We start from the raw sequence: 20,346 nt of genomic DNA on the forward strand, positions 1-20,346 counted from the left end.
GACGAAAGGACCAGCTATGCTTCGTACCGTTGTTGTCGCTACTTTGCTTGCTTTCTCGCTGCCGGCCGGAGCGATGCTTGCCGAAACGCCGAAGGCAGCACCGGCGCACAAGGCCGATCTCGCCGACCGCGTCGCGGGCACCTACAAGGGCGATGTGATCTCCGACGCGCGCGGATCGTCGCGGAACAATGTGACGATCACCGTGACGCGCACGGGCCCGAACAAGGTCGAGGTCAAATCGGACTATCCGCGTATCCCTGCCGTCACCATCCCGCTCGAAAAAGCGATGGACGCGATCCTCGCGGCGAGCGGGCCGTCGGTTTTCCTGCTCGACACGGTGCGCTCGCCCGACCGGCTTGACCTCACCATCGACGATGCCAGCTGGTCGGGCACGCGCGTCGCCGCTCCTGCCAAGAAATAAGGTTGCTCCCTCCCGCATGACTTACACGACCGTTATTTTCGACTTCGGCGGCGTCATCACGGCGTCTCCGTTCGAAGCCTTCAATCGCCTTGAGGAAGAACGGGGGCTGCCGCGCGATTTCGTGCGCCGCGTCAACAGCGCCGATCCCGACGGCAATGCCTGGGCGAAGTTCGAGCGCGCCGAAATCGATGCCGCGGCGTTCGATACATTGTTCGCCGAAGAGGCGCGCGCGCTGGGGCATGAGCTGGAAGGCGAAGCCGTGCTCGCGGTGATCGCGGGCGCGGTGCGTCCGGCGATGGTTGCGGCGCTCGACACGTTGAAGGCCAAGGGGCTGCGCATCGGCTGCATCACGAACAATGTTCCCGGCGGCAAGATGGGGATCAAAGGCGCGGGCATGACGCGCAGCGAGGAAGCCGCGAACGAGGTCGCAAAGATCATGTCGCGGTTCGAGCATGTCATCGAGTCGAGCAAGGCGGGGGTGCGCAAGCCCGATCCGCGGATTTACGAAATGATGTGCGAGGCGCTTGGCGTCGAGCCTGGGGAGTGCATCTATCTCGATGACCTTGGCATCAACTGCAAACCCGCGGCGGCGCTAGGTATGCACGCGATCAAGGTGACGAGCGGCGAACAGGCGATTGCCGACCTGTCGGCGGTGCTGGGGCTCGAGCTGCCCTGACGATCGGTTTTTCGAGTGCGCGGTGAATGTCTGTTTTGGGGTGGTAAGCGGACGTAGCCCTCTCCCCTTCAGGGGAGAGGGTTGGGAGAGGGGGCGGAAGCAGTTCAAGCCGCCGCTTCCGCGAGGTTCAGCTTCGCCGCACGTTCGAAGATTTGCGTCAGCACGGGTTCGGTGTCCGCAACGCGCATCGCGACCTGAAACTCGACCGGGGCCAGCGCGGGCATGCCGTCGATCCGGGCCAGCGCGCCGCTCGCCACCTCGCTGCGCACCATCGGCTGCGGGAAGATGCCGATCCCCCCGCCGGCCTTGGCAATGTCGATCATCGTGCGCGCATTGTTGCAGAGGTTGAGCGATTTTTGCGCGATGCGCGACGCCGCGATCGCCTCGCGCATCCGGCCGTGGATCGGCGAATGGCTGGCGAGCGACCAGACGGGAAGCGCCGCCTCGCCGCCGGCAAAGGCCGATGCGACGATGGGACTCGCGAGCCACACCAGCTCAACCGCGCCGATCGGGCTCGTTTTCAGCGCCGGGTGCGCGATCGGTCCCGCGGCAAAGGCGATGTCGGTGCGTCCGGTCAGAAGCTGTTGGATCAAATTCGCGGTGAGGTCGATTTCGATTTCGAGCCCGACATTGGGCATATCGGCCTTCAATCCGGCAACGAAAGCGGGAAGGCAGCTCGCCGCCGCGATCTCGCCCGCGCCGATGCGCACCACGCCGCTCGCCTCGCCATATCCGCCGCTGCCGAGCAGCGCGACCTGCATGTCGCGGAGCAGCGGGTCGCAGTCGCGCACCAGCTTGCGCCCCGCCGCGGTGAGCGACATAGCGCGGCCTTCGCGGCGGAACAGCGCGGTGCCGAGGCGCTGTTCGAGCTCGCGCATCCGCGCCGACACCGTCGGCTGGGTCGTGTTGAGCCGCTCGGCCGCAGCCGAGAATGTCCCGAGCCGGTCGATCCAGAGCAGGGTTTCGAGATGATAGAGCGAGACGCGATTGATAGACATCGTCTATGTATAATCCAAAAATCGAACAATTAGAATTGATGGATCAAATGCGCCAAGGTCGCGCGACATCATTCAGGAGAGCCGTCCCATGGGGAAGAAGCAATATCCCGACGCCGCCGCCGCCCTCGAAGGCCTGCTGTTTGACGGCATGCAGATTTGCGCAGGCGGTTTCGGCCTGTGCGGTATCCCCGAACGGCTGATCGACGCGATCCGCGATGCGGGCACCAAGGATCTGACGATCGCCAGCAACAACGCCGGGATCGACGGCGAAGGGCTCGGCAAGCTGCTCCGTACCAAACAGGTCAAGAAGATGATCTCGTCCTATGTCGGTGAGAATAAGGAATTCGAACGGCAATATCTGGCGGGCGAGCTCGAGGTCGAATTCTGCCCGCAGGGCACGCTCGCCGAACGCTGCCGTGCCGGCGGTGCGGGCATCCCGGGCTTTTACACCAAGACCGGCGTCGGCACGCTGGTCGCCGAGGGCAAGGAAGTGAAGAGTTTCGACGGACAGGAGTATATCCTCGAACGCGGCATCTTCGCCGACTTGGCGATCATCAAGGGCTGGAAAGCCGACGAGAGCGGAAACCTCATCTTCCGCAAGACCGCGCGCAACTTCAACCAGCCGATGGCGACCGCGGCGAAAATCTGCGTCGCCGAAGTCGAGGAAATCGTCCCCGTCGGCAGCCTCGATCCCGACGCGATCCACCTGCCCGGCATTTATGTAAAGCGGCTCGTCCTTGGCGCGCCGTACGACAAGAAGATCGAATTCCGCACGACGCGCCCGCGCCAAGAAAACGTCAGCCCGGCGTGATGCGCGGCTTCGCCATCACAGCGAGCTTGCTGCTCGCGGGCTGCGCGAGCGCGCCGGCCGAGGTCGCGACGGCACCGGCTGCGCCAACGGCTCCTGTGGAAGCCGCCAAGCCGCCCGTTGCGCTGCAATATCTTTACGGCTCGCCCGAGGCTGCGGTCGCGGTACGCGCGACCAATGCGCGGATCGCCGACTATGGCGTGGGACGGATCAATCAACGTCCGAAGGACAGCGTTGTCCTCGCGGCCGGTGCGACGATGGACACGCCGGCGTTCGAACCTTGCGGCACCAAGCCCTTTGCTGCGGTGTTCGACGCCGACGAGACGTTGATCTGGAACCTCGGCCCGATGCGCTACTTCGCCGAAAAGGGTACGGCGTTCGACGTGAAGGTCTGGGACCAGTGGGAAAAGACCGGCGCGGGCAAGGCGGCCGCGATGCCCGGCAGCGTCGAGATGGTGAACAAGCTCCGCGCCGCAGGGATCACCGTCATCGCCAACACCAACCGCAGCGCCGCCAATGCCAAGGGCAGCGAGGATACGCTGCGCGCCGCCGGGCTTGGCGAGTTCAAGCATGGCGAGACGTTGTTTCTGATGGGCGACGATGCCACCGGGTCGAGCAAGGATGGACGGCGCGCGACGATCGCGTCGAAATATTGTGTCATCATCCTCGGCGGCGACCAGCTTGGCGATTTCAGCCAGCAGTTCAACGTCAAGGATCTGCCCGCCGCGCAGCGCATGGCGCTCGCCACCAGCGCCGCCGCCACCGCACTCTGGGACAAGGGCTGGTTCCTGTTTCCCAACCCCGTCTATGGCCCGTGGGAAAAACTGGGCTGGGGCGACGCCTTCCCCTCCGACAAACAATGGGAGCCAAGCCAATGAGCTGGACGCGTGATGACATGGCGGCGCGTGCCGCGAAGGAACTGCAGGACGGCTATTACGTCAACCTCGGCATCGGCATCCCGACGCTCGTTGCGAACCATATTCCCGCGGGGATGACGGTGACGCTGCAGTCGGAAAATGGCATGCTCGGCATCGGCCCCTTTCCCTATGAGGGCGACGAGGATCCCGACCTGATCAACGCGGGCAAACAGACGATCAGCGAATTGCCGCAATCGGCCTATTTCAGCTCGGCGGACAGTTTTGCGATGATCCGCGGCGGGCATATCGACCTGACCGTATTGGGCGCGATGGAGATCGCCGAGAATGGCGACATCGCCAACTGGATGATCCCCGGCAAGATGATCAAGGGCATGGGCGGCGCGATGGATCTCGTCGCCGGGGTCAAGAAGATCATCGTCGTGATGGAACATAACGCCAAGGACGGCAGCCCGAAATTCATCCCCGAATGCACGCTGCCGCTGACCGGCAAGAATGTCGTCGACATGATCATCACCGACCTCGCGGTGTTCAAGCGCGACGACCATGACAGCCCGTTCCGGCTGATCGAACTCGCTCCGGGGGTGACGGCGGTGGATGTCGCGGCTAAGACGACGGCCAATTATGAGGTCGCAGTCTAAAAACAAGTCCAGAAAGCCGGTTCTCACCACCCTCATCGCGGTCGTCGCGCTGGGGTTGGCGGGCTGGTTTGGCATTCACGCGCTCGGCGGAAAGCATCCGCTTGCCAGCGTTCCGATTCCGATCAAGGCGCCGGAAAACCTGCCCGATACGCCCGCCGAATGGCGCGGGCGGATCGACTATCGCGCGCTCGACAAGCAACTTACCGCCCTGTCGCAGCGCCCCGAAATGGCGGGACTCGCGGTGGCGGTGGTCGAGGACGGCAAGCTCAGCTTTGTCCGCACCTATGGCGTCGCCGACAAGTCGACGGGCGCGCCGGTGACGCCGCAAACGCTGTTCCGCTGGGCGTCGGTTTCGAAAACCGCGACGGGGGCCCTGGCGGCGGCGCTCGCCAAGGATGGCAAGGTCGATCTGGACCGGTCGGTCGCCAGCTGGCGCACGTCACTGCGCCTGCCCGGCGGCGCCGAGGAGCGAGTCACGGTGGGCGACCTGCTCGCTCAGCGGACCGGCCTCACCAAAAACGCCTATGACGAGAAGCTGGAGGAAGGACAGAGTCCGCAATTGCTGCGCGCGAGCTTGGCCCTCGCGCCGCTGCAGTGCGAGCCCGGCACCTGCCACACCTATCAGAATATCGCCTTCGACACCGCGAGCGAAATATTGGGCAAGGCCGCGAACGAACTGTTCCCCGACGCGGTCGAGGACCGGTTTTTCCGCCCGCTCGGCATGGTCAGCGCGGGTTATGGTAAGGACCGGCTGACGGGCGCCAAGGACTGGGCGAAGCCGCATCGCGGCGCGCAGGTGCGCCCGATCAAGGACGCCTATTGGCGCGTTCCCGCCGCCGCGGGGGTCGAAAGCGATATCGTCGATTTCGCGACATGGATGCAGGCAATGATGGGCAGCCGTCCCGATGTGCTGCCGGGCGCGGTGCTGGAGGTTGCGCATCGTCCGCGTGTCGGCACGGGGCGGCTCTATGGCGGCACATTGCGCGCGGCCACGGGCGATGCGGGCTATGGCCTCGGCTGGCGCAGCTTCACCTATGGCGGGCGCCGGCTCGAAGGCCATTCGGGCGCGGTCGAAGGATATCGTGCAACGATGATTTTCGAACCATCCACGCGGACGGGCGTCGTCGCGCTGTGGAACGCCGATTGGGGATTTCCCTTTCGTATCCCGTTCACGGTGATCGACAGCTATCATGGGCGCGACGACGCGGGCTGGCTCGACCTCGGCGAACTACCGCCGGTGCGGGGCGGGGCCGCCAAGCGCCATCCGGTTCCGACGGCGCCAAAAGGCTAACCGCCTTCCCCCCCATCCGCCGCCTGTGTATGAGGCGCTCCGACAAGTCCGGAAGGAGATATAGGATGCGCGTACTACTGACCGGATCGTCGGGTTGGTTGGGGCGCTATCTCGCTCCGCTGCTCGCCCGGAACGGCCATGAGGTCACCGGGCTCGACGTCGTACCGGGCGCGCATACACAGGTGATCGGCACCGTTGCCGACCGCGCGCTGATCGACCGGACGATGGGCGAGCATGGCATCGAGGCGGTGATCCATGGCGGCGCGCTGCACAAGCCCGACATCGTGCGTTATCCGCGGCAGGCCTTCGTCGACGTCAATGTCAGCGGTACGCTGAACCTGATCGAAGCCGCGGTCGCCGCGGGCAACGACCGTTTTCTTTTTACCTCGACGACCTCGTTGATGATCCGCGCCGATGTGCGCGAGGGTGCGGGCGAGGCGGGCGCGTGGTGGATGGACGAAGATTTCGGTCCGATCGAGCCGCGCAACATTTACGGGATCACCAAGCTTGCCGCCGAACAGGCGTGCCGGCTGGTCCACCGCGAGCATGGCATCGCGGTGGCGATCCTGCGCACGGGGCGCTTCTTCCCCGAGGATGATGACACGCATGCCGTGCCGAGCGGCCCAAACCTGAAAGCGAACGAGCTACTGAACCGGCGTTTGACGGTCGAAGATGCCGCCGCCGCGCATCTCGCGGCACTCGAGGCCGCACCGAAAATCGGCTGCGACACCTTCATCCTCTCGGCCCCGCCCCCGTTCGTGCGCGAGGAAGCCGAAGAGCTGGCCCGCGATGCGCGCGCGGTGATTGCGCGCCACCATCCTGACGCCGCCGAGCTCTATACCGCCAGAGGCTGGGTGCTCCCCGAGACGATCGACCGCGTTTACGACCCGTCGCGCGCCGAACGCCGCTTCGGCTGGCGCGCCCAAAGCGACTTCGGCAGCGTGCTCGCCGCGCTCCGCGACGGCACCGACCTGCCCTTTGCGCACGATCCCGACTATACCTCGCCCATCATCGCACAGGAGCGCGACGCATGTATGTGCTGATCACCGCCAACCGCAATTATTCGAGCTGGTCGCTGCGCCCGTGGATGCTGATGCAAGGGCTCGGCATCGACTTCGAGGACCAGATCGAGCCCTTTACCAACCCGATCAATTATGACGAATTTCGCAGCTTTTCGCCGACCGGACAGGTGCCCGCACTGCTCGACGAAGGGCGGACGGTTTATGATTCGCTTGGCATCACGCTCTATCTTGCCGACCGGCACGAGGGCGTATGGCCGACTGATCCCGACGCGCGCGCATGGGCGCAATGCGCGGCAGCGGAAATGCACAGCGGCTTTTCGGCGCTGCGGGGCGACTGCACGATGAACGTCGGGGTTCGCGTCACGCCAAAACCGCCGTCGGGCGCGCTCCGGCTCGACGTCGCGCGCATCCGCGAATTGTTCGCCGAGGGCCTGTCGCGCTTCGACGGCCCCTTCCTCGCGGGTGACCGCTTCACCGCGGTCGATGCCTTCTTTGCGCCCGTCGCCTTCCGTATCCGCACCTATGGCCTCGACGTCGGCACCGGAAAGGCGTGGGTCGACCATATGCTTGCGCATCCCGCGATGCAGGATTGGGAAAGCCAGGCCCTCGCCGAAAGCTGGCGCGAGGAAAGCCATGAGGAAGAATTGATGGCGGCGGGGATGATTACCGCCGATTATCGGACGGCCTAAGCGCCCAATCCATCGTCATTGCGAGCGTAGCGAAGCAATCCAAAGCGCTTTACGCTACTCTGGATTGCCGCGTCGCCTTCGGCTCCCCGCAATGACGGGAATTAATCGACCAGCGCGCCACGCACGACCGCGACTCCGGATTCACGCTGCATCTTCAGCTCCGCCTTCAGCTTCGCGGGATCGCGCGCGAAGACGAAACCGAAACTGACCCCGCCCTCCTTGCCGATCGTCGCATGGTGGAGCTTGTGCGCTTGCACCAGCCGCTTGGCATAGCCGCGGCGCGGCACCCAATGGAAATAGCGCTGGTGGACGAGCCCGTCGTGTACCAGCGTGTAGATGATGCCGTAGAAGAGGATGCCGAGCCCGATCCATGTTCCGGGCTCCCACGCTTCCGCGCCCATGATCATCGGGCTGCCGATCACGAACATCGAAATACTCATCGCGGCGCCGACGAGGCCGAACAAGTCGTTCTTTTCCAATAGCTTGTTGTGCGGTTCATGATGGTCGCGGTGCCAAGCCCATCCGAAACCGTGCATGATATATTTGTGGCTCGCCCAGGCGACCAACTCCATCGCCACGACGGTGGCAAGAATGAGCGCGATGATGGCGAGCGTCGACATGGGGGCATTATAGGCTAGTTCCTCAAGCGAGGCCACCTCCCCTCATTCGTCATCCCGGACTTGATCCGGGATCCATCCCAACAGCCGATGCTGTGGACCCCGGATCAAGTCCGGGGTGACGGAGGGGGAGCACGAGAAACTCCACGACCGAAAATTGCGTTTTTGATCGCCACTCGCTTGCATTGTTATGCCACGGGCTTAAGTGAACCGCATGACCCGGCCCCGCACCCTTTATGAGAAAATCTGGGACGCGCATGTCGTCGAACAGCGCCCCGATGCCACCTGCCTGATCTTCATCGACCGTCACCTCGTCCATGAAGTCACCAGTCCGCAAGCCTTTGCGGGGCTTCGCGCGAACGGGCGCACGGTGCGCCGCCCCGACCTGACGCTCGCGGTCCCCGACCATAATCTGCCGACGACGGCGCGAAAGGACGCAGCGGGCAACCGGCTGCCAATCGCCGACATCGAAAGCGCCGCGCAGCTCGCCGCGCTCGAAACCAACGCCCCCGCGTTCGGCATCCGCTATATCGACGCGGTCGCGCCCGAACAGGGCATCGTCCATGTCGTCGGCCCCGAGCAGGGCTTTTCGCTGCCCGGCACGACGATCGTCTGCGGCGACAGCCACACCGCCTGCCACGGCGGCATCGGCGCGCTCGCCTTTGGCATCGGGACGAGCGAGGTCGAGCATGTGCTCGCGACGCAGACCCTGCTGCTCCAGCCGTCGAAGACGATGGAAGTGCGCGTCGAAGGCGAGGTCGGCCCCGGCGTGTCGGCGAAGGACATCATCCTCCACATCACCGGCGTCATCGGCGCTGCGGGGGGCACCGGCCATGTCATCGAATATACAGGCAGCGCGATTCGCGCGCTGAGCATCGAGGGCCGGCTGACCGTGAGCAACATGGCGATCGAAGGCGGCGCGCGCGCCGGGCTGATCGCGCCCGACGACACGACCTTCACCTACCTCAAGGGCCGCCCCTATGCGCCGAAGGGTGCCGATTGGGACGCGGCGGTCGCCTATTGGAAGAGCCTCGCGACCGATCCCGGCGCGACCTATGACAAGACCGTCGTGATCGACGCCGCCGACATCGCGCCGAGCGTCACCTGGGGCACCAGCCCCGAGGATGTCGTACCGATCACCGGCACCGTCCCGGCACCGGGCAGCTTTGCCGACCCGTCGAAGCAGAGCGCGGCGGCCAAATCGCTCGCTTACATGGGGCTCGAACCCGGGACGCGCATGCAGGACGTGCCGATCGAAAATATCTTCATCGGCAGCTGCACCAACAGCCGCATAGAGGATTTGCGCGCCGCCGCCGCGGTGCTCAAGGGCCGCCACAAGGCCGACAATGTCAAATGGGCGATCGTCGTTCCCGGCTCGGGGCTGGTGAAGGCGCAGGCCGAGGCCGAAGGGCTCGACCGCATCTTTACCGACGCCGGCCTCGAATGGCGCGAGCCCGGCTGTTCGGCGTGTCTGGCGATGAACCCCGACAAGGTGCCCGCGGGCGAACGCTGCGCGTCGACGAGCAATCGCAATTTCGTCGGCCGCCAGGGGCCGGGCGCGCGCACCCACCTCGTTTCGCCCGCGATGGCGGCGGCGGCGGCGGTAACGGGCAGGCTCACCGATGTGCGGGAGCTGATGGCATGACCCCGCTGGACAAGGTCGAAGGCCGCGCGATTCCGTTCGGGCTGAAGAATGTCGACACCGACGTCATCATTCCGGCACACTGGCTGAAGACAACGACGCGCGAGGGCATGGGGCGCGGGGCGTTCGAAAGCCTGCGCGCCGATCCCGACAATCTGTTCGACAGCGCCGATTTCAAGGGCGCACCGATCCTGATCGCGGGCGACAATTTCGGCTGCGGATCGAGCCGCGAACATGCCGCCTGGGCGCTCGGCGACCTTGGCATCCGCGTCGTGATCGCGCCCTCTTACTCGGACATTTTCTCGGGCAATGCGGTAAAGAACGGCATCCTGCCGGTTGTGTTGCCGCAAGGGGCGATCGATCGGTTGATGGAGGTCGCCGCGACCGATCCGGTCTTCGTCGATCTTGAGCATCAGACGGTGACGACGCCTTTCCAGGACCGCTTCGCCTTCGAGATCGATCCGTTCCGCAAGATGTGCCTGCTTGGCGGGCTCGACGAGATTTCGCTGACCGAAAAAAGCGACGCCGCGATCGGCGCCTATGAACGACAGCTCGACGCGGATCGTCCATGGATGCGCCCCGCAGCGTAAGACCAAAAAATATCATAAAGAGGAGAAGATGATGAAGGCTCTCTTGTCGACCGCAACCGGCGGCCCCGAAACGCTCACTTTGGGCGAACTGCCGCGCCCGACCGCGGGCAAGGGTCAGATCGTGATCGATGTGAAGGCCTGCGCCGTCAACTTCCCCGACGTGCTGATCATCGAGGATAAATATCAGTTCCGCCCCGAACGCCCCTTCGCCCCCGGCGGTGAAGTCGCGGGGCTGGTCGCCGAAGTCGGCGAAGGTGTCACCGAGTTCAAGGTCGGCGACCGCGTGATCGCGGGCTGCGGCAATGGCGGCATGTCCGAAGCGGTCGCGGTGTCGGTGCACAATGTCTATCATCTGCCCGACGCGCATGGCTTCGCCGAGGGCGCCTCGCTGCTCATGACCTATGGCACCAGCATCCACGCGCTCGTCGATCGCGGCCATATCGGTGAGGGCGATACGTTGCTCGTGCTCGGCGCCTCGGGCGGCGTCGGGATCGCCGCAGTCGAATTGGGCAAGGCATTCGGCGCACGCGTCGTCGCGGGCGTGTCGAGCGAAGCCAAAGCCGAGATCGCGCGCCAGGCCGGCGCCGATGAGGTCGTCGTCTATGGCTATCAGCCTTTCGACAAGGATGCGTCGAAGGCGCTCGCCGAAAAGTTCAAGGCGGCGGTCGGGCCCAATGGCGCAAATGTCATTTATGATGCCGTGGGCGGCGATTATGCCGAGCCCGCGCTGCGCGCGATCGCATGGGAGGGCCGCTATCTTGTCGTCGGCTTCCCGGCGGGCATTCCGCGCCTGCCGCTCAACCTGACGCTGCTCAAGAGCTGCGACGTCGCCGGGGTGTTCTGGGGCGCGTTCGTCGCCCGCGAACCGGTGCGCAATCGCGCCAATATCGCGCGGCTGTTTCAGCTATGGGAACAGGGCAAGATCAAGCCGCGCGTGACCGAGAGCTTCGCGCTTGCCGATGGCGGCAAGGCGATCGCCAAACTGGGCGACCGCAGCGCGGTCGGCAAACTGGTCGTCACGATCTGAAATATCGCCCCGACCCCGCGCTGACCGAAGCCTTGCGGGCGCTCGCCGCGTCGGGGCGAATCGCGGTGCGGGTGACGCCGGGTGCCAGCCGCGAGGCGGTGACGGTCGAAGGGGATATGGTGCATCTCCGCGTCACCGCTCCGCCCGCCGACGGTGCCGCGAATGAGGCAGTGCTGCGCCTGCTTGCCGCCGCATTGGGGCGTCCACCGCGCGATCTGACGCTGCTGCGCGGCGCGGCCGCGCGCATAAAATTGATCGGAATTGCGACGAGCCGATAGCGCCGGGTTAACCAATTGGCAGGAGCTGGACGCTATAGCCCGGAGCAGGACTAGCTGGACCAAGGTGGATCAATGGCGAAGCGCCGCTCGACAAGCGAAGAGGGAGACGCGAGTATCGCGAATATTTCGCGTACCCGCCGCGCGCAGCTTGTCGCCGAATTCGAAGGCGAGCTCGGCATCGATTATAAGGCGCGCGCCAAGGCCGAAGAGGCCGAGCGCCGCTGGATCGCCCGCAAGACCTTCATCGTCTGGACGATCGCGGTGATGTTTTTTGCCATCGCGTGCCAGAAACTGTGGATCATGGGCAACGACGTCGACGTGCCCTTTTCCGACATCAACCCGGTGCGCAGCATCTTCGGCGAATGAAAAGCCGATAGTCGAGGCAACGGGGCCGCGATCGCTCGCGACCCCGCAAATCCGCTAAAAGTCGATCAGTAAACGCGCGCCTTCGGCTTGATATATTCGACGTCGTCCGACAGCGTATATTCGTGGACCGGACGGTAATCGAGGCGGACGCCGCCGCCCTTGCCGCCCCAGCCGTCGAACCAGCTGATCGTGTGCTTCATCCAGTTCGCGTCGTCGCGGTTCGGGAAATCCTCGTGCGCGTGCGCGCCGCGGCTTTCCTTGCGGTTGAACGCCGAATGCATCGTCACGGTCGCCTGCGAAATCAGGTTGTCGAGCTCGAGCGTTTCGATGAGGTCGGTGTTCCAGATCAGGCTGCGGTCGGTGACATGGATGTCGTTCATCCGCTGATAGGTCTTGGTCAGCTTTTCCTTGCCCTCGGCCATCAGTTCGTCGGTGCGGAACACCGCGGCGTGCGCAGACATTGCGCGCTGCATTTCGAGGCGGATTTCGGCGGTCGGCGAGCCGCCATTGGCGTTGCGGAAATGGTCGAGGCGGCCGAGCGCAAGGTCGGCGCTGTCCTTGGGCAGCGGCTGTTGTGCCGCGCCGGGGGTGATGATTTCCTTGAGCCGGTGACCCGTCGCGCGTCCAAAGACGACGAGGTCGATCAGGCTGTTCGAGCCGAGGCGGTTCGCGCCGTGGACCGACACGCACGCCGCTTCACCGACCGCGAACAGGCCGGGGACGACGGTGTCGGGGCCATCCTTGCCCAAGGTCACGACTTCGCCATGATAGTTACAAGGGATGCCGCCCATATTATAATGGACCGTCGGTACGACGGGCAGCGGCTGGCGCGTCAGGTCGACGCCCGCGAAAACCTTGCCGCTTTCGGTGATCCCCGGAAGGCGTTCGTGGAGCACCGCGGGATCGATATGATCGAGGTGCAGGAAGATATGATCCTTGTGCGGGCCGACGCCGCGGCCTTCGCGGATTTCGAGCGCCATCGAACGCGAGACGACGTCGCGCGATGCCAGATCCTTCGCCGAGGGGGCGTAGCGTTCCATGAAACGCTCGCCCTCGGAATTGGTGAGATAACCGCCCTCGCCGCGCGCGCCCTCGGTGATGAGGACGCCGGCGCCGTAGATGCCGGTCGGGTGGAACTGGACGAATTCCATGTCCTGCAAAGGCAGGCCGGCGCGCAGCACCATGCCGCCGCCGTCACCGGTGCAGGTATGCGCCGAGGTCGCGGTGAAATAGCTGCGGCCATAACCGCCGGTCGCGAGAACGACGGCCTGCGAGCGGAAACGGTGGATGCTGCCATCCTCGAGGCACATCGCGATAACGCCGCGGCAGGCGCCGTCTTCCATGATCAGGTCGAGCGCGAAATATTCGACGAAGAAGTCAGCGTCGTACTTCAGGCTCTGCTGATAGAGCGCGTGGAGCATCGCATGGCCGGTGCGGTCGGCCGCTGCGGCGGTGCGCTGCACCGGCGGGCCTTCGCCCATATTCTGCATATGGCCGCCGAACGGGCGCTGGTAGATGGTGCCGTCCTGATTGCGACTGAACGGCACGCCGGCGTGCTCGAGTTCATAGACCGCGTTCGGCGCCTCGCGCACCATATATTCGATCGCGTCCTGGTCGCCGAGCCAGTCAGAGCCCTTGACGGTGTCGTACATATGCCACTGCCAATGGTCGGGCGAATTGTTGCCGAGCGAGGCGGCGATGCCGCCCTGCGCGGCAACGGTGTGGCTGCGTGTCGGGAACACTTTGGTGATGCAGGCGGTCTTGAGTCCGGCTTCGGCGCTGCCCATCGTGGCGCGCAGGCCCGACCCGCCGGCCCCGACGACGACTGTGTCATAGATATGGTCGATGATCTTATAGGCTTCGGTCATCTTACATGCCCCCCGGAGCGAGCCCGGTGGCGGGCGCCAGCGCGATGCGGATGATGGCGAAAATGCCGTAAGCGGCGCCGCCGATCGCGTAGAAGTTGAGAAGGACGAGCGACAGCAGCTTGGCCGCCTCGCCGTGGACATAATCCTCGATCATCACCTGCAGCCCGAGGCGCAAATGCCAGAAGACGTTCGCGGTCATTAGGATCAGCGCGAGCGCGACGGTCGGGTTCGACGCCCAGCGCAACACCGCAGCATGATCGCCGAGCGGCAGCCGGAACATCGAGACGACGAACCAGGTGACGAGCAGGATGTTGCCGAGCGCGGTCAGGCGCTGCTGGATCCAGTGGTGCGAGCCATGATGCGACGAGCCGAGCCCGCGCACACGGCCGAGACGCGTTCCATTACCCATTGAGCGCCCCCTTGAAGACATAGAGCCAGACTGCGGCGGTCGCGGTGATCGAGCCGACAAAAACAAGGATCGAGAAGATCTTGTTCGTCTTGAGCTCATAGCCCGCGCCGGTGTCGAGCACGAAGTGACGCAGGCCCGAGAAGAGATGCTGGAAGAACGCCCAGGTCAGGCCGATCAGCACGACCTTGCCGAGGATATTGGTGATCTGGTGGAGCGTGCCGATCTCCGGGCTGGGATCGTGCCACACGCAGGCGAGGAACGCCGCATAGGCATCGGGCCCCGCGGCGAGTGCGCCGAGCCACCAGAGAAACATCAGGCCGCCGACGATCGCGAGACCGTCGCCGCTGACGCGGTGGAAGATGGAGACCGCCATCGCGGGGCTCCATTTATATACCTGCAAATGCGGGGAGCGCGGACGCGCGCTCGGTTCGTTGCCAGCCATATCAGCCCTGTCCTGACTCTAAACGGTCGATGCGGTGCCGGTTAAGCCTTCCCGCCACGATATGCAATTGCTTAGGAGCATAGGCGAATGAATTGCGGACGTGTCGTTCGATCTCCGTCGGTCCGAGCGCCGTGGATCTCGCCTTGCATGGTAGCTAACGACCGGGGAGCTGCCATAAAGCCCTCTCCCTTTGGGAGAGGGTGAACGTCCGCTCACCACCCTAAAACGGTCATTTGGCCACAACGAAAAAAGGGCGGCACATGGCCACCCTTCCCGGCCCCGGCTCAAGTCCAGGATAGCGCATTTCGACGGCCACACGCTTTCAGCGCGTGAGAAAATGCCTCACTTGATCTTGCCGCGGTTCGCGTAGAGCAGCGCCGCAATCACCGCAGCTGAACCGATACCGAGACCGGCGGCAGCCGCGGTTTTCCATCCGCGCTTGACGTTTTCGCCCTTCGACGCTTCTTTGTCGGCTGCTTCGGCGGCGTCCGCAGCTTCCTTCTGCTGCTGCCGCTCACGCGCAGCGCGCAGCACTTCATTTTCTTCCTGTTCGTCGTCGCCTGAAGAGGTGGGCGGCGGCGGGGGGGGCGCTTGGTCGGTCATCGTCTCACTTATGTCCTTTTGTCAGGCGAGTGCCTGCTCCACAGGCACATAATCGGTTCCGATCGCCTCCGCTACGGCTTCGAACGTCACCTTACCATTCCAAACGTTCAAACCCTGCGCAAGATGCACGTCGCGTTTCAACGCTTCTTTCCACCCCAGATCGGCGATGCGCAGCGCGTGCGGCAGGGTGACGTTGTTGAGCGCATAGGTGCTGGTGCGCGCGACCGCGCCCGGCATGTTCGCGACCGCATAATGGACGATGCCGTCGACGACATAGGTCGGGTCGGCGTGGGTGGTCGCGTGGCTGGTCTCAAAACAGCCGCCCTGGTCGATCGCGACGTCGACGAGCACCGAGCCGGGGCGCATCGTGCCGAGCATTTCGCGCGTGACGAGCTTGGGCGCTTCGGCTCCGGGAATCAGCACCGCGCCGATGACGAGGTCGGCCTCGGCGACGCATTCGGCCAGATTGGCGCGGTTCGAGAAGCGCGTCTTGGCGCGCGCCTCGAAAAAGGTGCCGACGCGCTCCAGCACTTCGGGATCGCGGTCGAGGATGGTGACGTCGGCGCCGAGGCCTGCCGCCATCTGCGCCGCGTTGAAACCGACGACGCCGCCGCCGATGATGCAGATCTTGCCCGGCGCGACGCCGGGAACGCCGCCGAGCAGCACCCCGCGGCCGCCATGCGCCTTTTCGAGCGCGGTCGCGCCGGCTTGGATCGACATGCGCCCCGCGACCTGGCTCATCGGTTTGAGCAGCGGCAGGCCGCCGTGCGGCGAGGTCACGGTCTCATAGGCGATGCACACCGCACCCGATGCCATCAGGTCGCGCGTCTGGTCGGGATCGGGCGCCAGGTGGAGATAGGTGTAGAGGATCTGGCCCTCGCGCAGCATCGCGCGTTCGACCGGCTGGGGTTCCTTGACCTTCACGACCATCTCGCAGGTCGCGAAAATCTCTTCCGCCGTCTGGACGATCTCGGCGCCGGCCTCGACATAATAGCGGTCGTGCGCGCCAATGCCTTCGCCCGCGCCGGTCTGCACCAGCACGCGGTGGCCGTGGACGACGAGCTCGCGCGCGCTTTCGGGGGTCAGCCCGACGCGATATTCGTGATTCTTGATTTCCTTGGGGGTGCCGATGATCATGGTCGCTCTCCACATATGGATGTCGCCGACGATCGACAGGACCGCCGAAACTTGTCGGCGCTTGTATCAGGAAAGGCGTGCGAGGTGCTTGCATATGCTCCTCTGATTTTGCACAAGCGCGCGATATTTTCGCGCCATATGGGCTGATCACGCAATATGATTGATCGCATCGACGCAAAGCTGCTTCACCTGCTGCAACGCGAAGGCCCCAAGCCGGCGGCCGAGCTTGGCGAGATCGTCGGGCTGTCGGCCTCGGCGTGCCACCGGCGCATCCGTGCGCTCGAGGCGGCGGGGATCATCACCGGCTATGCCGCGCGGCTCGCCCCCGATCGCATCGGCCTCGGGCTCGACGTCTTCGTCGATATCAGCCTGACGTCGCAGAGCGAAGAGGCGCTGACCGCGTTCGAAAGCGCGGTGAAGAGTTTTGACGAGATCCTCGAATGCCAGCTTTTGTCGGGAGCGTCGGATTATCGCCTCCGCGTCGCGGCGCGCAACGTCGCCGATTTCGACCGCCTGCACCGCCATTGCCTGTCGCGCCTGCCTGGCGTCGCGGCGATGCACAGCGCCTTTGCGCTGCGCACGATCAAGGCGTTCGAGGGCTATCCGGTGCCTGCCGCGGGTTAACGACGAATTTACCAGTTGAGACGCATATCTCGTTCACCAGTTTAGCAGACGCATGTGGGCGGCAGATCCGCACGTCTTTGGGATCGATCGGGGAAGCAGGATCATGGTGAAGGAAAATCCCATTCATAAGCAGCAAATCGACCCGATTCTGATGGCCGACCGCTTTCCCTATTATGATCTCGACGGACATCTGGCCGCCGACGCCGCCGAAATCTATGGCATCATCGCCGGGCGCGAGGAGCATATCGCGCGCGCCTATTGGCAGGCGTTCAACGCGCTGCCGAGCATCGAGCGCAAGGTCGAGGGCGAGATGTTCGAATCCTATGTGCAGGGCAGCGCGCGCCACACCGCGGCCAAATATCGCGACGCCGCGGGACAGGAGGTCGCGACGATCGCCTGTCAGAACACGCATATGGCACGGCGCGTGAAGCTGCCGCTCGCATCGGTCATGTCGTGCATCGCCGAAAGCCTGCGCCTGACGATCGAGTTCGTGATCGACGCCACCGCCGGCGACACCGCCCGCCAGACGCGGCTGACGGCCGCGATCAACCGCCTGTCGCTGCTCGAATTCGACATCATGCAGCGCTATGCGACCAAGCTCGACCGCGCGGTGATTTCGAGCGAGCGGCTGACGCTCGCGGGCGATTTCGACCGCTCGATCGCCTCGCTGGTGCAGGACACCGACGGGGTGCGGGACCAGCTCGCCAAGCAGGCGGCCTCGGCCGACCAGGCGGCAAAGGGCATGATCGCGAAGACGAGCGAAGTCGCCGCCGCGTCCGAACAATCGGCGATGGCGATGCGCGAAGCCGCCTCGACCGCCGCCGGGCTGATCCGCGCGATCGAGGATGCGCGCAGCGAAGTCGAAGCCTCCGCCAGCGTCGCGACGCGCGCGTCGGAGCAGGCGGGCGAAGCCGTCGCGATGTCCGAAGCGCTGTCGCATCACGCCGAATCGATCGAATCCATTTTGGGATTGATCCGCGAGATTGCGGGCCAGACGAATCTCCTCGCGCTCAACGCCACGATCGAAGCCGCCCGCGCGGGCGAATCGGGGCGCGGCTTTGCCGTGGTTGCGCAGGAAGTGAAAAGCCTCGCCAACGAAACCGCGCGCGCGACCGACGATATCGCGGGCAAGATCACCGCGATCCAACAGGCGACCAAGGGATCGGTCAGCGCGAACCAGTCGATCCAGGCGACGATCGTCGAAGTGCAGAATTCGGCGCAGCGCATCCGCGATGCGATGGACGCACAGGCGCAGACGGTCACCTCGATCACCGCCGCGGTCGACGAAACCGCGCTCGCCGCCGATTCGATGTCGTCGACGATCGCTAGCATCCGCAACGATTCGGGCATGGTCGCGAGCGAGATCAGCGTGCTGAGCCAGGAATTCGCCAAGATGGGCGGCCGGTTGCAGCAACTCGAACAGGCCGCTAGCGAATTCAGCCGCCGGGTGGCGTAAAACAGCCGCCTCCCCCGCTTGGCAAGCCCTGCCCCGCTGCCTAAGGCGGGGCATGAGCACGCATATCCTGATCACCGGCGCGAGCCGCGGCATCGGCGCCGCGATCGCCGAGGCCCTCACCCTCGACGCGACCAAGGTCGTCGCGCTGTCGAGCGCCGACGGCGACCTTGCGGACCCGGCGACGCCCGACCGGCTGTGGCAGGCGAGCCTCGACCGGCTGGCTGGCCGGATCGACGTGCTGGTGAACAATGCCGGGGTGTTCGAAGCCAATCCGATCGGCGATCCCGACGCCGAGTGGCTCGCGAACTGGAACCGCACGATGCAGGTCAATCTGACCGCGAGCGCACAACTCTGCCGCCATGCGGTGCTGCACTGGCAGGAACGCGGCGTTCCCGGCCGCATCGTCAATATCGCCAGCCGCGCCGCCTATCGCGGCGACAGCCCCGCGCACTGGCATTATGCGGCGTCGAAATCGGGCATGGTCGCGATGACCAAGACGATCGCGCGTGCCTATGCCAAGGACGGCATCCTTGCCTTTGCGATCTGTCCCGGCTTCACGATGACGGGGATGGCCGAGGAGTATCTGGCGAGCCGCGGCGGCGACAAATTGCTCGCCGACATTCCGCTCGGCCGCGTCGCGATGCCCGATGAGGTCGGCGAGATGGCGCGCTGGTGTGCGCTCGACGCCCCGCCGTCGATGACCGGCGCGGTGCTCGATGTGAATGGCGCGAGTTATGTGCGCTAATTTCACGCCTTCGTCATTCCCGCGAAAGCGGGAATCCCGCTTCTGGCGCGGAGAAAGCGGGATTCCCGCCTTCGCGGGAATGACGGGTTTGGGTAAATGAGCTGGATCGTCTCGCTCCCCTGCACCCGCCCCGAGGCCGAGGCGCTGTCAGGCGAGATTCCCGAACTCGATGCGCTGGTCGAAGCGCCCGTCGTCGTAACACGCGAGATCGACGAGGATGCAGGGCTGTGGCAGCTCGACGCCTATATGGACGACAAGCCCGGCGCGGCGCTGCTGAAGCTGCTCCAGTCATTCGTGCCGAGCGCAAAGGGCCAGACCCCCGTCGTCGCGGAATTGCCCGAAGAAGATTGGGTCACGCTGTCGCAGCAGGGGCTCGAGCCCGTGCAGGCCGGGCGCTTTTTCGTCCACACGAGCAGCTATGCCGACCGCGTTCCGGCAGGGACTACACCCTTTCTGATCGACGCGAGTCAGGCGTTCGGCACCGGCGGGCACGACACGACCGCAGGCTGCCTGGCGATGCTCGACCAGCTGGCGCGGCAGGGCGCGAGTCCGCGCAATATTGCCGATATCGGCACCGGCACCGGGCTGCTCGCCTTTGCCGCAATGGCACTTTGGCCGCGCGCGAAGACGATCGCGTCGGACATCGACCCCGCAAGCATTTTCGTGACGCGCGACAATGCGGCGATAAACGGCGTTCCGCTTGGTCGCGGCGGCGGCGGCCTCGGGCTCGCCGTCGCCCCGGGGACCGATCACCCGTCGATCAAGCATCGCGCACCCTATGACCTCGTCATCGCGAACATCCTCGCCGGCCCGCTGATCACCCTCGCTCCCGATATCGCCGCCGCGACCGCGCCGGGTGGCCATGCAATCCTTGCGGGGTTGATCGCGCGCCAGATGGAGCCGGTGCTCGCCGCCTATCGCGCGCAGGGTTTCCGCCTCGCGGTGCGCGGCGGCAGCGCCGAATGGCCGTGCCTGTTGCTGATCAAGCGCCGCCGTTACGGCTGGCGCCGCAAGGAACGCGCGTTCCACCGCGCCAGCCCCTCGGATGCGAGCTTCGGAAGCTGGTAAGCTAAACACTGGAAATATCCCGACGATTTGCTAATCTGATGCAAATCATCGGG

24 protein-coding genes are annotated in these 20,346 nt (G+C 65.0%); 17 read left to right on the forward strand and 7 right to left on the reverse strand.

What is annotated here, in order from left to right; translation table 11 throughout:
• The first annotated feature begins 16 nt into the window (after positions 1 to 16).
• Both SKP52_RS17110 and SKP52_RS17115 read left to right on the forward strand, forming a co-directional pair.
• A complete protein-coding gene (locus tag SKP52_RS17110) occupies positions 17 to 421 on the forward strand; it encodes a hypothetical protein (protein ID WP_039576738.1) in 405 nt (134 codons plus the stop codon).
• 16 nt (positions 422 to 437) lie between these two features.
• Complete coding sequence (locus SKP52_RS17115; RefSeq protein WP_039576741.1) at positions 438 to 1,097, forward strand: HAD-IA family hydrolase; 660 nt, start codon at positions 438 to 440, stop codon at positions 1,095 to 1,097.
• Positions 1,098 to 1,201: 104 nt separating this feature from the next.
• On the opposite strand, the gene SKP52_RS17120 is transcribed toward SKP52_RS17115, so the two are convergent.
• Positions 1,202 to 2,095 (reverse strand): LysR family transcriptional regulator, encoded by an 894-nt coding sequence (locus tag SKP52_RS17120; RefSeq protein WP_039576742.1) that lies wholly within the window; start codon positions 2,093 to 2,095, stop codon positions 1,202 to 1,204.
• Between the two features lie 88 nt (positions 2,096 to 2,183).
• On the opposite strand from SKP52_RS17120, the gene SKP52_RS17125 reads away from it, so the two are divergent.
• From SKP52_RS17125 to SKP52_RS17150, 6 genes are all read left to right on the forward strand, one after another.
• A complete protein-coding gene (locus SKP52_RS17125; protein ID WP_039576744.1) occupies positions 2,184 to 2,906 on the forward strand; it encodes a CoA transferase subunit A in 723 nt (240 codons plus the stop codon).
• Positions 2,906 to 3,781, forward strand: coding sequence for an HAD family acid phosphatase (locus SKP52_RS17130; RefSeq protein WP_039576747.1), 876 nt, complete (start codon positions 2,906 to 2,908; stop codon positions 3,779 to 3,781). Before SKP52_RS17125 ends, SKP52_RS17130 begins: the two co-directional genes overlap by 1 nt.
• Positions 3,778 to 4,419, forward strand: coding sequence for a CoA transferase subunit B (locus SKP52_RS17135; RefSeq protein ID WP_039576748.1), 642 nt, complete (start codon positions 3,778 to 3,780; stop codon positions 4,417 to 4,419). The genes SKP52_RS17130 and SKP52_RS17135 overlap by 4 nt, the downstream gene beginning before the upstream one ends.
• On the forward strand, positions 4,403 to 5,710 hold the full coding sequence (locus SKP52_RS17140; protein WP_052208475.1) for a serine hydrolase domain-containing protein: 1,308 nt from the start codon (positions 4,403 to 4,405) through the stop codon (positions 5,708 to 5,710). Before SKP52_RS17135 ends, SKP52_RS17140 begins: the two co-directional genes overlap by 17 nt.
• A 65-nt stretch (positions 5,711 to 5,775) precedes the next feature.
• The gene (locus tag SKP52_RS17145; RefSeq protein WP_039576751.1) at positions 5,776 to 6,753 is read left to right on the forward strand and encodes an NAD-dependent epimerase/dehydratase family protein; all 978 of its coding nucleotides are present in this window, start codon (positions 5,776 to 5,778) and stop codon (positions 6,751 to 6,753) included.
• Entirely contained in the window at positions 6,741 to 7,421 is a 681-nt protein-coding gene (locus SKP52_RS17150; RefSeq protein WP_039576755.1) for a glutathione S-transferase family protein, read from the forward strand. Before SKP52_RS17145 ends, SKP52_RS17150 begins: the two co-directional genes overlap by 13 nt.
• A 101-nt stretch (positions 7,422 to 7,522) precedes the next feature.
• On the opposite strand, the gene SKP52_RS17155 is transcribed toward SKP52_RS17150, so the two are convergent.
• On the reverse strand, positions 7,523 to 8,041 hold the full coding sequence (locus SKP52_RS17155) for a sterol desaturase family protein (protein ID WP_039576758.1): 519 nt from the start codon (positions 8,039 to 8,041) through the stop codon (positions 7,523 to 7,525).
• A gap of 211 nt (positions 8,042 to 8,252) precedes the next feature.
• Here SKP52_RS17155 and leuC point away from each other — a divergent pair, with 211 nt between their 5' ends.
• The 5 genes from leuC (at position 8,253) to SKP52_RS17180 (ending at position 11,941) form a co-directional block, all read left to right on the forward strand.
• The gene (leuC, locus tag SKP52_RS17160) at positions 8,253 to 9,683 is read left to right on the forward strand and encodes a 3-isopropylmalate dehydratase large subunit (RefSeq protein ID WP_039576762.1); all 1,431 of its coding nucleotides are present in this window, start codon (positions 8,253 to 8,255) and stop codon (positions 9,681 to 9,683) included.
• Positions 9,680 to 10,270, forward strand: coding sequence for a 3-isopropylmalate dehydratase small subunit (gene leuD / locus SKP52_RS17165; protein WP_039576765.1), 591 nt, complete (start codon positions 9,680 to 9,682; stop codon positions 10,268 to 10,270). The genes leuC and leuD overlap by 4 nt, the downstream gene beginning before the upstream one ends.
• A 31-nt stretch (positions 10,271 to 10,301) precedes the next feature.
• Positions 10,302 to 11,297 (forward strand): NADPH:quinone oxidoreductase family protein, encoded by a 996-nt coding sequence (locus SKP52_RS17170; protein WP_039581471.1) that lies wholly within the window; start codon positions 10,302 to 10,304, stop codon positions 11,295 to 11,297.
• A gap of 32 nt (positions 11,298 to 11,329) precedes the next feature.
• Positions 11,330 to 11,575: a DUF167 domain-containing protein gene (locus SKP52_RS17175; RefSeq protein WP_167702719.1), complete on the forward strand. Its 246-nt coding sequence runs from the start codon at positions 11,330 to 11,332 to the stop codon at positions 11,573 to 11,575.
• A 72-nt stretch (positions 11,576 to 11,647) separates the two neighbouring features.
• Positions 11,648 to 11,941, forward strand: coding sequence for a hypothetical protein (locus SKP52_RS17180; RefSeq protein WP_039576766.1), 294 nt, complete (start codon positions 11,648 to 11,650; stop codon positions 11,939 to 11,941).
• A 65-nt stretch (positions 11,942 to 12,006) separates the two neighbouring features.
• On the opposite strand, the gene sdhA is transcribed toward SKP52_RS17180, so the two are convergent.
• The 5 genes from sdhA to ald form a co-directional block, all read right to left on the reverse strand.
• Positions 12,007 to 13,809, reverse strand: coding sequence for a succinate dehydrogenase flavoprotein subunit (gene sdhA / locus SKP52_RS17185; protein WP_039576769.1), 1,803 nt, complete (start codon positions 13,807 to 13,809; stop codon positions 12,007 to 12,009).
• 1 nt (position 13,810) lies between these two features.
• On the reverse strand, positions 13,811 to 14,218 hold the full coding sequence (sdhD, locus tag SKP52_RS17190; protein WP_039576770.1) for a succinate dehydrogenase, hydrophobic membrane anchor protein: 408 nt from the start codon (positions 14,216 to 14,218) through the stop codon (positions 13,811 to 13,813).
• On the reverse strand, positions 14,211 to 14,591 hold the full coding sequence (gene sdhC / locus SKP52_RS17195; RefSeq protein WP_407695034.1) for a succinate dehydrogenase, cytochrome b556 subunit: 381 nt from the start codon (positions 14,589 to 14,591) through the stop codon (positions 14,211 to 14,213). Before sdhC ends, sdhD begins: the two co-directional genes overlap by 8 nt.
• Positions 14,592 to 15,002: 411 nt before the next feature.
• A complete protein-coding gene (locus SKP52_RS17200) occupies positions 15,003 to 15,263 on the reverse strand; it encodes a hypothetical protein (protein ID WP_039576776.1) in 261 nt (86 codons plus the stop codon).
• 21 nt (positions 15,264 to 15,284) lie between these two features.
• Positions 15,285 to 16,400, reverse strand: coding sequence for an alanine dehydrogenase (gene ald / locus SKP52_RS17205; protein ID WP_039576779.1), 1,116 nt, complete (start codon positions 16,398 to 16,400; stop codon positions 15,285 to 15,287).
• Positions 16,401 to 16,556: 156 nt separating this feature from the next.
• Here ald and SKP52_RS17210 point away from each other — a divergent pair, with 156 nt between their 5' ends.
• The 4 genes from SKP52_RS17210 to SKP52_RS17225 all read left to right on the forward strand — a co-directional run bounded on the left by SKP52_RS17210 (position 16,557) and on the right by SKP52_RS17225 (position 20,293).
• On the forward strand, positions 16,557 to 17,024 hold the full coding sequence (locus SKP52_RS17210; RefSeq protein ID WP_187337261.1) for an Lrp/AsnC family transcriptional regulator: 468 nt from the start codon (positions 16,557 to 16,559) through the stop codon (positions 17,022 to 17,024).
• A 103-nt stretch (positions 17,025 to 17,127) separates the two neighbouring features.
• A complete protein-coding gene (locus SKP52_RS17215; RefSeq protein ID WP_039581481.1) occupies positions 17,128 to 18,480 on the forward strand; it encodes a methyl-accepting chemotaxis protein in 1,353 nt (450 codons plus the stop codon).
• 52 nt (positions 18,481 to 18,532) lie between these two features.
• Positions 18,533 to 19,225: an SDR family NAD(P)-dependent oxidoreductase gene (locus SKP52_RS17220; protein ID WP_039576781.1), complete on the forward strand. Its 693-nt coding sequence runs from the start codon at positions 18,533 to 18,535 to the stop codon at positions 19,223 to 19,225.
• Between the two features lie 96 nt (positions 19,226 to 19,321).
• Entirely contained in the window at positions 19,322 to 20,293 is a 972-nt protein-coding gene (locus tag SKP52_RS17225) for a 50S ribosomal protein L11 methyltransferase (RefSeq protein ID WP_039576784.1), read from the forward strand.
• Positions 20,294 to 20,346 lie beyond the last annotated feature (53 nt).

The organism is Sphingopyxis fribergensis (assembly GCF_000803645.1).
GTDB classification, from domain to species: domain Bacteria; phylum Pseudomonadota; class Alphaproteobacteria; order Sphingomonadales; family Sphingomonadaceae; genus Sphingopyxis; species Sphingopyxis fribergensis.

Bases quoted from the DNA above. Each gene is read 5' to 3' on its own strand.
- SKP52_RS17110 (WP_039576738.1), top strand. From the start codon at position 17: ATGCTTCGTACCGTTGTTGTCGCTACTTTGCTTGCTTTCTCGCTGCCG.
- SKP52_RS17115 (WP_039576741.1), top strand. From the start codon at position 438: ATGACTTACACGACCGTTATTTTCGACTTCGGCGGCGTCATCACGGCG.
- SKP52_RS17120 (WP_039576742.1), bottom strand. From the start codon at position 2,095: ATGTCTATCAATCGCGTCTCGCTCTATCATCTCGAAACCCTGCTCTGG.
- SKP52_RS17125 (WP_039576744.1), top strand. From the start codon at position 2,184: ATGGGGAAGAAGCAATATCCCGACGCCGCCGCCGCCCTCGAAGGCCTG.
- SKP52_RS17130 (WP_039576747.1), top strand. From the start codon at position 2,906: ATGCGCGGCTTCGCCATCACAGCGAGCTTGCTGCTCGCGGGCTGCGCG.
- SKP52_RS17135 (WP_039576748.1), top strand. From the start codon at position 3,778: ATGAGCTGGACGCGTGATGACATGGCGGCGCGTGCCGCGAAGGAACTG.
- SKP52_RS17140 (WP_052208475.1), top strand. From the start codon at position 4,403: ATGAGGTCGCAGTCTAAAAACAAGTCCAGAAAGCCGGTTCTCACCACC.
- SKP52_RS17145 (WP_039576751.1), top strand. From the start codon at position 5,776: ATGCGCGTACTACTGACCGGATCGTCGGGTTGGTTGGGGCGCTATCTC.
- SKP52_RS17150 (WP_039576755.1), top strand. From the start codon at position 6,741: ATGTATGTGCTGATCACCGCCAACCGCAATTATTCGAGCTGGTCGCTG.
- SKP52_RS17155 (WP_039576758.1), bottom strand. From the start codon at position 8,041: ATGTCGACGCTCGCCATCATCGCGCTCATTCTTGCCACCGTCGTGGCG.
- leuC (WP_039576762.1), top strand. From the start codon at position 8,253: ATGACCCGGCCCCGCACCCTTTATGAGAAAATCTGGGACGCGCATGTC.
- leuD (WP_039576765.1), top strand. From the start codon at position 9,680: ATGACCCCGCTGGACAAGGTCGAAGGCCGCGCGATTCCGTTCGGGCTG.
- SKP52_RS17170 (WP_039581471.1), top strand. From the start codon at position 10,302: ATGAAGGCTCTCTTGTCGACCGCAACCGGCGGCCCCGAAACGCTCACT.
- SKP52_RS17180 (WP_039576766.1), top strand. From the start codon at position 11,648: ATGGCGAAGCGCCGCTCGACAAGCGAAGAGGGAGACGCGAGTATCGCG.
- sdhA (WP_039576769.1), bottom strand. From the start codon at position 13,809: ATGACCGAAGCCTATAAGATCATCGACCATATCTATGACACAGTCGTC.
- sdhD (WP_039576770.1), bottom strand. From the start codon at position 14,218: ATGGGTAATGGAACGCGTCTCGGCCGTGTGCGCGGGCTCGGCTCGTCG.
- sdhC (WP_407695034.1), bottom strand. From the start codon at position 14,591: ATGGCGGTCTCCATCTTCCACCGCGTCAGCGGCGACGGTCTCGCGATC.
- SKP52_RS17200 (WP_039576776.1), bottom strand. From the start codon at position 15,263: ATGACCGACCAAGCGCCCCCCCCGCCGCCGCCCACCTCTTCAGGCGAC.
- ald (WP_039576779.1), bottom strand. From the start codon at position 16,400: ATGATCATCGGCACCCCCAAGGAAATCAAGAATCACGAATATCGCGTC.
- SKP52_RS17210 (WP_187337261.1), top strand. From the start codon at position 16,557: ATGATTGATCGCATCGACGCAAAGCTGCTTCACCTGCTGCAACGCGAA.
- SKP52_RS17215 (WP_039581481.1), top strand. From the start codon at position 17,128: ATGGTGAAGGAAAATCCCATTCATAAGCAGCAAATCGACCCGATTCTG.
- SKP52_RS17220 (WP_039576781.1), top strand. From the start codon at position 18,533: ATGAGCACGCATATCCTGATCACCGGCGCGAGCCGCGGCATCGGCGCC.
- SKP52_RS17225 (WP_039576784.1), top strand. From the start codon at position 19,322: ATGAGCTGGATCGTCTCGCTCCCCTGCACCCGCCCCGAGGCCGAGGCG.